This window comes from Paenibacillus chungangensis (assembly GCF_042675905.1).
Taxonomy (GTDB): domain Bacteria; phylum Bacillota; class Bacilli; order Paenibacillales; family Paenibacillaceae; genus Pristimantibacillus; species Pristimantibacillus chungangensis.
Map to the genome: position 1 here is coordinate 261,166 of NZ_JBHTJZ010000011.1, position 11,956 is coordinate 273,121.

Consider the following 11,956-nt stretch of genomic DNA (forward strand, 5'->3'; position numbering starts at 1 on the left):
ATTACACCATCCGGTTCATCACAATGAGCTTCATTTCCGTCATCTCTTCCACAGCATAACGAACGCCTTCGCGTCCAGTGCCACTATCCTTCACTCCGCCGTAAGGCATGTGATCGACGCGGAAGGTAGGGATATCGTTAATGATCACGCCGCCCACATGCAACGCTTCCGCCGCAAGCAGCGCTGTATGAATGTTAGACGTATATATGCCCGCTTGCAGACCATACCTCGAATCGTTCACCTGTTGGATCGCCTCATGGATATCGGCGATCTTGTTGATCGATACGATGGGAGCGAACACTTCCTGGCATGACACCTTAAGCTCAGAAGCCGCATCCGTCATAACGGTCGGCTGCAGCATGCCGTCCTGAATCGCCCCGCCTGTCGCAACCTTCGCTCCGCCGGCCACGGCCTCCTCGATCCAGGATAACGCTCGACCGGATTCTTTGCCTGAGATCATCGCAGAGATATCTGTTGCGTCATCAAGCGGATCGCCAAGCTTCAGACGGGATGTCGCGCTTGCGAATTGCTGCACGAAGCAATCATATACATCCTCATGGACATAGATGCGCTGCAGCGATATGCATACCTGCCCTTGATTGGAGAATGCGCCCATGACGCAGCGCGGAATGATTCGTTCGATATCTACGTCGCGGTCCACAATAAGCGCGGCATTGGAGCCTAGCTCCAGCGTCACTTTTTTGAGACCCGCCTTGGAACGAATGCCAATGCCCACCTCAGGACTGCCTGTGAACGTGATCATGGCGACTCTGTCGTCCTCAACAATGTGATTGCCGACGACGCTGCCTGAGCCAGGCACTATATTGAGCGCGCCCGCCGGCAAGCCCGCCTCCACAAGCAGCTCTCCGATGAAATACGCAGAGAGCGGAGTTTGCGCCGCAGGCTTCAGCACAATCGTATTGCCCGCTGCAATCGCAGGTCCTACTTTATGCGCGACCAGATTAAGCGGAAAGTTGAACGGAGTAATTGCGCCGATTACACCAATGGGCTCCCGAACGGTATAGGCGATTCGGCCTTCCCCTCCAGGCGCGGCATCCAGCGGTATCGTCTCTCCGTGAATGCGCTTGGCTTCTTCCGCTGCGAACTTATAGGTTTGCACCGTGCGCGCGACCTCCGCCACCGCATATTTCATCGGCTTGGCGGCTTCCAGAGCCAGCAGCCTGGCCGCTTCGTCCTTGCGGCTGTCCAATAAAGCGGCAAGCCGCTCCAATATCGCTGCCCGCTGATGCGCCGGCATGCGCGCCATGGCGCCCCTCGCCGCATAAGCCGCTTCTATGGCGGCATCGGTCTCCGCGATATCCGCTAACGGAATTTCCGCAATCGTCTCTCCTGAATAAGGAGAGCGAAGCGGCTCATACCGCTTCGCTTCCTTCCATTCGCCGCCTATGAACAGATGTTTTCTTATCCCCATACCGCTCACTCCCTTTCCAGCTCGACAAGAATTTTCACGACCGGCGCTCCCGCTTCCGTCGCAACGAAGCCATCCTCGACCGCATTGTCCAGCGTGACCACTCTGCTGACGAAAGGCCCCGGAACAAATTGCCCCGATTCAATCAACCTGAGCGCCTCATGGAAATCCTCTTTTTTATACACTCTGGAGCCAACGACATGGAGCTCTTTCGCCAATATTTTGTACGTATCTACCATCGGCTGCTTCTTGGCCATGCCAGCAATAAGAACGGTTCCCTTCGTGCCTGCCGCTTCGATGCAATCGGTCAAGCCGAATGGCGTTCCAGTGACTTCCAATGCAACATGAGCTCCATCTCCATCCGTTACCGCACGAATCGTCTCCACGACATTAGACTCTTGAGGGTTAATAACGTGAAAGCCGAATGCCTTCGCTTTCTCGATGCGGAACGGATTAATTTCTGATATATAGACGTCCGCCCCCCGCAATCGGGCAATGCTCGCCGCGATCAATCCGATCGGACCGCCTCCGGCGACAAGCACCGTCTGCCCTGCGCGAACGGCAGCTTGATTCACCATGTGAACGCCCACTGCCAACGGTTCTACGAATGACGCATCCTTAAGCGACACGGTATCTGGAATGCGAATAACTTTGTCCGCGGCCGCTTTGACATAATGAGCCATCCCTCCATTGACATCAATGCCGATAAGCCCGAGCGAACGGCATAGATTGTATTCCCCGCTTCGGCAAGCGAAGCATTCGCCGCACGTCAGAAGCGGCTCTACAACAACCCGATCCCCTGGCTTAAGCGATCCGTTCCGATCCGCCACCGCCTCAATCACGCCCGAAAACTCATGACCGATCGTCACAGGAGGCTTCACTCTTGGATACCCTCCATTCCAGATGAGCAGATCCGAGCCGCATATGCCGGTATACGCGACTCTGATCAATACTTCGCCTGCTCCAATCTCAGGCACAGGAAGCTCCCTGGCCGTCAATATTTTGTTCCCTTCATATACCAAGCCTCGCACGAAGCATTCCTCCTACTGCCTGTTGATGGCGTATTATTACCAGACACCGAACCCTAGCTTGCCCGGATTCATAATACCCTTCGGATCGATCGACTTCTTAATGTCCAGCAGCACATTGAAGGCTTCCCCGTATTGCTCCCGCATGAACCAGCCGAGCTTGAAGCCAATGCCGTGATGTTCGTTGAGCACCGCTCCGTTCTCCAAATTGATGCGTGTGCACTCTGCCCATATTTCATTGTGCAGACGGAACGCCTCCTCCGCATCCTCTGGCGGATGGTCAATATAGAAGCGATCATAGATCATCGTACCCCAAGCGTACCAATGTGAGAAGTGGGCTGTATATTTGGCTCCCCACTCCTTATACGTTTCTTCGACGAATTTCTTCTTGGCGTAATAGAGCTTCTCAATATTGGCATAAGTCGTAACTGTCTCCGGCGTACCGTACATTTGCGGGAAAGCGGGATGAACCGGCGGCTTGTAAGCGACATATCTCGTATCCCACCAATGCTTGCCAAGCTCTTCTCCCAAGTCCGTTCCGCCATTAGCGATACAGATATCAAGCACTTTCTTCTGCTGAGCTTCCGCCAATTCCTTGAAACCGTCGAACATGATGACCATATAGACGCCATCGAGATCTACGCCTGTCGTATTCAATGACTTCTCCGTTGAGCCTGGATCGTAGAGACGGATGACCGCTGGATTCAGCCTGTTGGTCATAATCTCTTGCCCCGCAGCCAACCCCGCGCTAACGGTCGGGAATTGGATCATGCGATGCAATCGAACCTCAGGGAGCGGATCGAGCCGCATGCTGACCTTCGTAATGACGCCTAGCGTTCCTTCCGAACCGACGAACAGCTGCAGCATTCCCGGGCCGCAAGCATGGTTCGGCGTTGGCAGCGTCTCGATGACGCGTCCATCAGGCAGCACAACCTCGATATTGAGCACCATGTCCTCAGCTTTGCCGTATTTTGTGGACATAACACCCGAGCCTCGCGCCGCCAAGTAACCTCCAAGCGTGCTAATATCGACAGACGAAGGATAATGAGCGAGCATCAAGCCCTGTTCATTAAGCAGATCCTCCAATACACGGCCATTGATTCCAGGCTGCGCCGTCAGCACGAGCGACTTATGATCAATCTCAATAATTTTGTCCATTCGTGTAACGTCCAGCACGATGCCGCCGTATAGCGTGGCCGCTCCTCCCGCGGTGCCGGAACCTCCGCCGCGAGGCACTACCGGCACTTTGTAGGTGTTACATATAATCATCACCTTGGATACTTCCTCTGTCGTCGAAGGTCTTACGATGAAGTAAGGAGTAGCCATCGGCTGCTTTCTTTCATTCCACATATGTGTAATCCAGGACTGATCAATAGACAGCTCCTTGCGCTTCTCTTCCACATCAACCACATTTTCTTTGCCTACTGCATTTTCAAGCTCTGAGCGAAACATAGCTAGTGTATAACCTACGAGTTCCACAATCCTCATCCCCTTGCCCATGTTTGTATAGTTGTATATACGTCTAGTTGAATTATAGCATACCCTTCGTCTTCGTCAACCCTATTCAATGATTTTCGGAAGACGGTTAGCCTCGTTCACTCCGATTCAGCTTCATGCGCACGTATGCGTAGCCGATCTGAAGCAAGTGAATAATGCCCTTCGGCATGTACACCATAATGAGTATAAGCAGGACACCGTAAATAATAAGACGGTATTCATCCGCCATTCGCAAATATTCCGGAAGAAAGTTCATAATAAACGAGCCGATAATCGGACCGACGATCGTGCCGCTGCCTCCCAGAATAACTGCCAGAATCGCATTCAAGGAATAGTCGACCGTGAACGGCGTCGGATTGATGAAATGCGTGTAATGCGCGTACAGCGCTCCGCTCAATCCGCCCATCATGGCGCTGACCGTGAAAGCGATCATTTTATAGCGCAGAATCGGAATGCCGACGGCCTGAGCGAGCGGTTCATTCTCGCGAATGGTAATAAGCGCTCTTCCCGTTCTGGAATAGACCAATCTGTAACTGATCAGAATCGATGCGAATACCCCTAACAGAATTAAATAGTAGTAATTGTGCTTGTCTGCGAAATCAATGCCGAATAACGGACTCGGTCCTTCCACGTTCGTAATGCCCGCTTCTCCCCGCGTAAAGGAATCCCATGACACCATCAACACCCAAATAATCATACAAAAGGACATCGTCACAATGGCGAAATAATGTCCTTGCGTGCGAAGCGCAGGAAATCCGACAATCAATCCCGCAAATCCGGAGATGACGACTGCGAGCGGAATGGACAGCCATACCGAAATGCCCAAATCAATCGACAATAACGAGCTGGCATATGCCCCGATTCCGAAGAAAGCCGCTTGGGCAATCGATACGTACCCCGTATAACCCTGAATAATATTAAGTCCTTGCGTCATGATCACCCAAATAAGCGAGTACGAAATTAAATGAAAATAGTATTGCTGCATGCCCAGAAAAGGAATAACAAGAGCCACAACGACGGCTGCCGCGATCGAAATTCGTTTTATCGTAAACATCGCTTACAACCCCCTGTTTCCAAACAGCCCTTTAGGCTTAAATATAAGCACCGCAATCAGAATCACAAAAGCGAACAAGTCCTTATAAGAGGAAGATACGAATGCCGTTCCGAAATTTTCGGTAACACCGATCAGCATGCCTCCGACAATTGCGCCCGGGAAGCTGCCCAATCCTCCGAGAATCAATACGGCAAAGCCCTTCATTACCGTATGTCCTCCCATCGCTGGGTACAACGCAAAGATCGAGCCGATGAACACGCCCGCAGCTCCCGCCATCGCCGAACCTAGAGCGAATACAATGCTGGAAATCCGATTGGTATTGATGCCGACAATTCTGGCTGCTTCGCGATTCTGGGCAACTGCGCGGATCGCTTTGCCGGTTTTGGTATACTTCATGAACAGATACAGCAGTAGAATAAGCAAGAAGCTTGTACCCAGCAAGTAAAGCCGCAGACTGCTGATCGCGACATCCCCGAACCGCACAACGCCGTCAATGCCTGTCGGAATAACGACCTGATTGGCACCGAAAATCAGTACTGCAATATTATCGATAATCATCATGAGTGCCAGCGCAATAATAAAGCCGTTGATGGGTGGCGCATTCTTCACGGGACTATACGCCACCTTCTCCAGTACAACTCCCATCACAGCGGCGAACACCATACTGAGAAGCAAAGAAACGATAAATCCAGCGTTGAGCTTCGTCGCCAGCATGTAGCCCACATAGCCAGAGAACATGGCGACAGAACCATGTGCAAAGTGCGAAATATCCAATATGCCAAAAATAATCGAAAGCCCAAGTGCGATCAGAACATAAAAACTGCCAATGACAATGCCGTTAAGCAGTAATTGCGAGAACTCTGACATTCCATCCAACTCCTTTCTAAAAGGGAGAAGGGGCGGCGCATAAGCTCATCCGTCCCCTTCTATCCGGTTAGCTCTTATTTCCCTTGCGATTGGCGAAGCTCGGACAAGTATGCCGAGTACTCCTCAGCCGCCGCCTCCAGCTCCTTCACTAGCTGCCATTCGCCATCTTTCCATTGCATTGCTACGTTAGTCGTGAACGCTTGTCCGTTTTCATCGAACATTTTGTCATTTACCGTAATATAGGACAGAGCCGCTTCCTCTGGAGGAGACATCTCTTTTATGACTTCAATCAACTTGGGCACTTCCAGGCTGTCTGCCGTCTCAATTGCCTTCTTCAGGACGTACATTTGGTCATAGGCGTTAACCGCGCTAGGCACCGGTGTCTCATTGTATTTCGCTCTGAAGTTTTCCACGTACTTCCTGCCAACTTCACTCATCGCCTCATAAGTTGTCTCCAGAGGTCTCAAATCGTAGATGCCTTCCATTTGCTTAATATCCAGCACCGTGCTGAATTGTTCAGGCGTTCCGCCGGTGAAGCTGTAAATCTCGCCTTGGAAATTCAGCTCGCGCAGCTGCTTGAAGACGAACGCCGCAGGCTCTACAGAGCCAGGAACGAAGATCGCATCCGGCTTTTGGCCGATAATTTTGGTCAATTGCGTATACATGTCGCGATCGCTCAGGCTGAACGACTCTTCAGCTACAACCTCACCGCCGCCCTCCATAAATTTCTCTTTGAAGTTCTCGGTATATTCCTTATAAATAGAGTCCTTCAACTGACCAAGGACAGCCAGTTTCTTCACGCCTTGCTCTGCTACGAAGCCGCCGGCGGGTCCGCCTGTATAACCGCCTGGAGGTCTAGTACGGAATATGTTCTTATAGCCTTGCGTCACAATGCCCGTCTCGCCTGCGTTGCCGATCAGCATAAGCACGTCCTCTTGCCCCAGCACTTTAGAAGCGCCAGAAGTGGAACCGCTTACGGCCCAGCCAAGAATGTATTTCACGCCATCGCGGTCAATCAATTTTCTCGAGGCCGAGATCGCCTCGTTCGCATCGCCTTTGTCATCATAGGAGATAAGCTTGAACGTATAGTTCTTGCCGCCTACCGTTACGCCGCCAGCTTCATTGATTTCATCCACGGCCATCTTCAGCGCCTTGCTTTGAGCCGCTCCATATACAGCTGCCGGTCCAGTAAGCGGATCAACCTCTCCCACTAATATTTCATTCCCCTTCACGCCAGCCGTTGATCCTCCTCCGCTGCCGCATGCGGACAGCAGCATAGCCAATACAACAACCAGAGCTGATATATGCAATCTCTTTTTTTTCATGATGGTCGCCTCACTTTGTATTAATAGAATGTCATTGCATCAGGCGGACTATGCCCCCATGTATACTTCTCTAACTTTCTCGTCATTCAACAATTGCTGGCCCGTGCCTTCTGCGACGATACCGCTTACATCCATGACATAGGCATAATCGGCCATGCGCAGCGCAATATTGGCGTTCTGTTCGATCAGCAGGATGGTGGTGCCTTGGGCATTAATATCTTTAATGATCGATACGACCTCATCAATCATAATTGGCGCCAGCCCCCATGATGGTTCATCTAGAATAAGTAGTTTAGGCTTGGCCATCAGCGCCCTTGCAATAGCGACAAGCTCCTGTTCACCGCCGCTCAGCGTACCCGCTTTCTGCGATCGCCGCTCTGACAATCTCGGGAACTTATGGAAAATATCATGCAGATCGCTTTTTACTCCCTTATCGCTTCTGGCATATGCGCCCAGCTCAAGATTCTCTTGAACGGTCATATTCGGGAACAATTGGCGACCTTCAGGACAAAGCGATAAGCCGATCGAGGTTCTTTTGCTTGAAGAAAGCTTCAGCAAATCGACGCCATTATATTCGATTTCTCCGGCGGTTGGCTTGACGATCCCCATAATGCCTTTTAGAATCGATGTTTTCCCTACGCCATTGGAACCAATAATGACTGTAATCTTTCCATCTTCAGCTTGAAAATCGACGCCATGAACGGCTTGAATGCCTTTATAAGCAATTTTCAAATTTGTTACTTTAAGAGGCATGATCACCACTCCCCAGATAAGCTTCGATGACATCCGGGTGATTCTGAATTTCTTCCGGACTGCCCTCTGCGATTTTCTTGCCGAAGTTGAAAGCGACAATACGCTGGCACGCATTCATAATGACATGCATGTGATGTTCAATGATCAGTACCGTGACACCGCTTTCATTAATGTGGCGAAATAAATCGATTAATTCCTTCTGCTCTTCTTTTGTTGTTCCTGCAGCAGGCTCGTCCAGCATAAGCAGCTCCGGATTTTTGGCCAACGCTATTCCGATCATCAACTTGCGCTGCTCCACCGATGTAATATTTTTGGCCAGCTTATCGCGCTGCTTCTCCATGCCAATTAATTCAAGAACCTCGTTAATCCGCTGCATAGACGCAGCTTCCTTCTGCTTATACGCTCTTGTTCGGAACAGGTCGTCCAGGAGAGTTGTCTCTATCGCACCGAACATACCAGCCCGAATATTCTGCTCCACAGTCAAGTCGCGCAAAATACTCGTAATCTGAAACGTTCTGGATATCCCCTTGTGCACGATCCGGTCTGGCCTTTGATTGGAGATATCATCTCCTTTGAATGTCACGCTCCCTGATGTTAAAGTCAAAAACCCTGTAATCAGATTGAACATTGTTGTCTTGCCTGAACCATTGGGACCGATAAGACCAAGTATTTCCCCCTTGTGTAATTCAAAGGACACATCGTTTACCGCAATCAATCCGCCGAATTTCTTTGTTGCGTTTTTTACGACAAGCATTTGTACCTCCTTTAACCGAATTCAACTTCCGGTCATGCTTCGAATGATGAATAGTCGTATATACGTCTATATGTGTATAATAAGCGGAACTTTTGTCACTGTCAATCATTTTACGCACATTATTTTATCCCAATAATTGTGTTTACATGTAACTGCCCTTGTTAGGAACATGGTAATAGCCTTCTTGAGCTTTCCCGTTTGACAGACATTAGGTATGTAGCGCTTTGTGAATGAATTATAAACGGAAAAACAATAAGCGTATTACCGAGGCATTTGAAAACGAAGAAATTCGCAAGATTAATTCGCAAAAGAAAAGCCACATGGAGTTGTTAGGCTCGCATGTGGCAAACTTCGCTCTTAAATATTATATCAATTTATTTTTCACGAAATGGCATAGGCCGTAATAATTGCTTATCCTTTTTCCACCACATCGAATTTGAGCCGTAATAAATTTCATTAGCCCACTCTTCAGGAAGCATGTGAAATAGCAAGCTTTCATCATTGAAATTACACGCAGACCATTTTTGGTTCACTCTACCTATAGCTTCTTTCTTTGAAATACGAAATAACCTTTCCATTTCCTCAACAATCATATCACAATATTGTTCACTTTCACTTGTCAACGTAAAAGAATACTTCTTGTTCATAGTTAATTCCCACCTCTAATTTGACCCCGCCCAAACTAATAATTCGAAAAAAAGCTAATAGAATCTCATTTGCCATATCTTTTTAATAGCTACTTCATGTCCATTAGCTTTATAATCGCTAGAATATGCTTCGCTAAATAAATTAGCTATATTGGATGAACAATTGAATTTGTCATCTTGACGTCAGCGGAACGACTAACTGTAAAAAGTTAGCTTGGCCAGCTAATGTCCATCACCTCTGCTCTCTGCGCCGTTAGCATGGTCATTCAATGGTTCAACCTATATAGATAAGCTCCTTCCACATAATATAGCACACTCGTCACTAACAAATATGATATGGTTGACAACCCACGCACAAAAAAAGTCTTCAGCACCATTGCCTTAATGGTGATAAAGACTTTTTCACTTGACTGCTGCTTACCTCTGCACATCCTGCGGATGCGGCTCTGTGACCAGTTCCGCCGCCTTCGCATTCATCTCGACCTGCGCCGGGTCCTTGCAGCCCGGAATGACAGTCGTCACCGCTGGATGCTTCAGGCACCAGGCGAGCGCCCAACTGGCCATGTCCACACCTTCCGGCACTTCCTCGCGCGCAATCCGCTGCACTTCCTCCAGCTTCCGGTGCCGCTCTTCCGCATCGTGGCGGTGACGCGCATCATTGCCCGCGAACTCCGCCCCAGGCTTGTACTTGCCGCTTAAGTAGCCGCTCGCCAGCGGAACGCGCGCCAGTACGCCCAGATCCTGCTTCTGGCAGGACGGGAAGACACCTTCCTCCGGCTTGCGGTCAAGCCGATTGTACACCACTTGTATCGTGCGCGAGCCCACCTTCTGCGAGGCGTCTGTCTGATGCGTACGGTCGTTTTTGGAGATGGAGGTGCCCAGGAACTTGATCTTGCCCGCCGCCACCTGCTTATCCAGCATCGTCCACAGCTCGTCCTTGTCGAACGCTTCGTCCGGACCGGAATGGAATTGATACAGATCGATATAGTCCGTCTTCAGCGCCTTCAGCGAAGCGTCCAGCTGCTCCAGCATGCTGCCAGCGTCGAACTTGTCGGTACGGGAGAACAAGTCGTGGAATTGATGGCCGAACTTCGTGGCGATAACCCAGTCTTCACGGTTGCGACGGCTTATGTAGTCGCCGATGAACTTCTCGGACAGATGATCGCCATAGCACTCCGCCGTATCAATCAGGTTAATGCCCAGCTCTTGCCCCTTGTCCAGTATCGCATCCGCTTCCGCTTGCGTATAGGCTCTCCCCCATTCCCCGCCGAACTGCCAGGTACCGATGCCAACAACAGATACTTTCATGTCCGTACTTCCCAATCTTCTGTATTTCACGTTGCTTGCACTCCTTCCCATCATAAGAGTTACTTCTCAGTCTATCTTCTAGTATACGCCTAAATATCTGATGAGGAAAATAATTCGAGATAGAGCAACGATTCGCAGCAATCTGCACCGTTATTCCGCATGCGGCTTCTCGCTGTTATTCCCCTGAGCCAGATACTGCTCCAGCTCATCCAGCTTGCCGGACCAGAAGCGGCGGTAAGATTCCAGCCATTGATCGATCTCCTGCAGCGGCTCCGGCTGTATGGTATAGATGCTCTTCTGCGCGACCGATCGAACGGCTACGAGCCCGGCTTCTCGCAATATGCGAAGATGCTTGGATACGCCCGGCTGGCTTAATTCGCAGATAGCTACAAGTTCTCCTACAGAACGCTCGCGAACGCATAGCAGATCGAGAATCTTTCTTCTGTGCGGCTCCGCCAACACTTCAAAAACCGTTCTAGTTGTCATCGTTCATCGCCCCATGTCCGCCCCTTCTTAACTCATCATTGACGCATATCGCTTCCGCATCTCCTTCACGCGGCCGTCCGGAAAGCCGGTAAACCGCTCATGCAGCACGGTATCCAGCACATCCAAATGCACATACCAGCCCGACAAGAAATCAATGACGGCAACAGACTCAGGGAAGGTGTGCATCAATTGCAGCATGCAGCCGTCTCCTTCTTCCTTCAACATCCATCGTACCACAGAATTCCCTGAAGACGACTCCAGCCACGTGTACTCCAACTCGTAAGGCGCTTCGACTTTCGTGAATTTGCCCGTTACCTCGTCTCCATTATCCCATCTTAACACGAGTTGTCCATCCACATTCAGATCCAGCTCCGACTTTACGGTTAACCATTGGGCAAGCTGATCCGGCCTTGTAATCGCCTCCCACACTTTCTCCACCGGGTGCTTCAAATAACGCTCGAAACATACAATACGACGACCATCCCGCACGAATACCTTGCCGTCCATCCAATCCCTCCAGTAATTGTAATTGACTTTGCCATTTTATATTACCATATAGTTATATAACTGAAAAGTAATTAATTCAAATGATATCTCCTAACTTACTACATTCCACACTTCAACCGAGGATTCATCGCCTACTGTTATCCAATCACTCCGATCACCCACTTCCCGCGCTCCAGCTCATGCCACATGCCTTGCAGCCCAAAGTAACCGGCAAAAAACGCCTGTCCCTATCCGTACAACGGCTGGAGGCAGGCGATATTTAAGGCTGCAAGCAATTAGCGTCGCTAAACGTTACCGTCAC

At 50.1% G+C, this 11,956-nt stretch carries 12 protein-coding genes; all 12 read right to left on the reverse strand.

The genetic code is table 11. The features are described 5' to 3' along the window. Position 1: 1 nt before the first annotated feature. Positions 2-1,432, reverse strand: a complete 1,431-nt coding sequence (locus ACFQ2I_RS10775) for an aldehyde dehydrogenase family protein (protein ID WP_377564161.1) — start codon at positions 1,430-1,432, stop codon at positions 2-4. 5 nt (positions 1,433-1,437) lie between these two features. Continuing rightward, positions 1,438-2,460 carry a zinc-dependent alcohol dehydrogenase gene (locus tag ACFQ2I_RS10780; RefSeq protein WP_377564162.1) on the reverse strand — a complete coding sequence of 341 codons (1,023 nt, stop codon included), beginning with the start codon at positions 2,458-2,460 and terminating at the stop codon, positions 1,438-1,440. Between the two features lie 36 nt (positions 2,461-2,496). Beyond that, on the reverse strand, positions 2,497-3,936 hold the full coding sequence (locus tag ACFQ2I_RS10785) for an FAD-binding oxidoreductase (RefSeq protein WP_377564163.1): 1,440 nt from the start codon (positions 3,934-3,936) through the stop codon (positions 2,497-2,499). A 106-nt stretch (positions 3,937-4,042) separates the two neighbouring features. Then, complete coding sequence (locus ACFQ2I_RS10790; RefSeq protein ID WP_377564164.1) at positions 4,043-5,008, reverse strand: branched-chain amino acid ABC transporter permease; 966 nt, start codon at positions 5,006-5,008, stop codon at positions 4,043-4,045. Positions 5,009-5,011: 3 nt separating this feature from the next. After that, positions 5,012-5,875 carry a branched-chain amino acid ABC transporter permease gene (locus ACFQ2I_RS10795; protein ID WP_377564165.1) on the reverse strand — a complete coding sequence of 288 codons (864 nt, stop codon included), beginning with the start codon at positions 5,873-5,875 and terminating at the stop codon, positions 5,012-5,014. A gap of 74 nt (positions 5,876-5,949) precedes the next feature. Beyond that, positions 5,950-7,200: an ABC transporter substrate-binding protein gene (locus tag ACFQ2I_RS10800; protein ID WP_377564167.1), complete on the reverse strand. Its 1,251-nt coding sequence runs from the start codon at positions 7,198-7,200 to the stop codon at positions 5,950-5,952. 48 nt (positions 7,201-7,248) lie between these two features. Then, positions 7,249-7,953, reverse strand: a complete 705-nt coding sequence (locus ACFQ2I_RS10805) for an ABC transporter ATP-binding protein (protein ID WP_377564168.1) — start codon at positions 7,951-7,953, stop codon at positions 7,249-7,251. Continuing rightward, on the reverse strand, positions 7,943-8,707 hold the full coding sequence (locus tag ACFQ2I_RS10810) for an ABC transporter ATP-binding protein (RefSeq protein WP_377564169.1): 765 nt from the start codon (positions 8,705-8,707) through the stop codon (positions 7,943-7,945). The genes ACFQ2I_RS10805 and ACFQ2I_RS10810 overlap by 11 nt, the downstream gene beginning before the upstream one ends. 374 nt (positions 8,708-9,081) lie before the next feature. Continuing rightward, positions 9,082-9,354, reverse strand: a complete 273-nt coding sequence (locus ACFQ2I_RS10815) for a hypothetical protein (protein WP_377564170.1) — start codon at positions 9,352-9,354, stop codon at positions 9,082-9,084. Positions 9,355-9,771: 417 nt separating this feature from the next. Continuing rightward, positions 9,772-10,692, reverse strand: coding sequence for an aldo/keto reductase (locus ACFQ2I_RS10820; RefSeq protein WP_377564171.1), 921 nt, complete (start codon positions 10,690-10,692; stop codon positions 9,772-9,774). 120 nt (positions 10,693-10,812) lie between these two features. After that, a complete protein-coding gene (locus tag ACFQ2I_RS10825; RefSeq protein WP_377564173.1) occupies positions 10,813-11,148 on the reverse strand; it encodes an ArsR/SmtB family transcription factor in 336 nt (111 codons plus the stop codon). A 27-nt stretch (positions 11,149-11,175) separates the two neighbouring features. After that, positions 11,176-11,655: an SRPBCC family protein gene (locus ACFQ2I_RS10830; protein WP_377564174.1), complete on the reverse strand. Its 480-nt coding sequence runs from the start codon at positions 11,653-11,655 to the stop codon at positions 11,176-11,178. Positions 11,656-11,956: the final 301 nt, after the last annotated feature.

Bases quoted from the DNA above. Each gene is read 5' to 3' on its own strand.
- ACFQ2I_RS10795 (WP_377564165.1), bottom strand. From the start codon at position 5,875: ATGTCAGAGTTCTCGCAATTACTGCTTAACGGCATTGTCATTGGCAGT.
- ACFQ2I_RS10775 (WP_377564161.1), bottom strand. From the start codon at position 1,432: ATGGGGATAAGAAAACATCTGTTCATAGGCGGCGAATGGAAGGAAGCG.
- ACFQ2I_RS10800 (WP_377564167.1), bottom strand. From the start codon at position 7,200: ATGAAAAAAAAGAGATTGCATATATCAGCTCTGGTTGTTGTATTGGCT.
- ACFQ2I_RS10805 (WP_377564168.1), bottom strand. From the start codon at position 7,953: ATGCCTCTTAAAGTAACAAATTTGAAAATTGCTTATAAAGGCATTCAA.
- ACFQ2I_RS10825 (WP_377564173.1), bottom strand. From the start codon at position 11,148: ATGACAACTAGAACGGTTTTTGAAGTGTTGGCGGAGCCGCACAGAAGA.
- ACFQ2I_RS10790 (WP_377564164.1), bottom strand. From the start codon at position 5,008: ATGTTTACGATAAAACGAATTTCGATCGCGGCAGCCGTCGTTGTGGCT.
- ACFQ2I_RS10830 (WP_377564174.1), bottom strand. From the start codon at position 11,655: ATGGACGGCAAGGTATTCGTGCGGGATGGTCGTCGTATTGTATGTTTC.
- ACFQ2I_RS10810 (WP_377564169.1), bottom strand. From the start codon at position 8,707: ATGCTTGTCGTAAAAAACGCAACAAAGAAATTCGGCGGATTGATTGCG.
- ACFQ2I_RS10815 (WP_377564170.1), bottom strand. From the start codon at position 9,354: ATGAACAAGAAGTATTCTTTTACGTTGACAAGTGAAAGTGAACAATAT.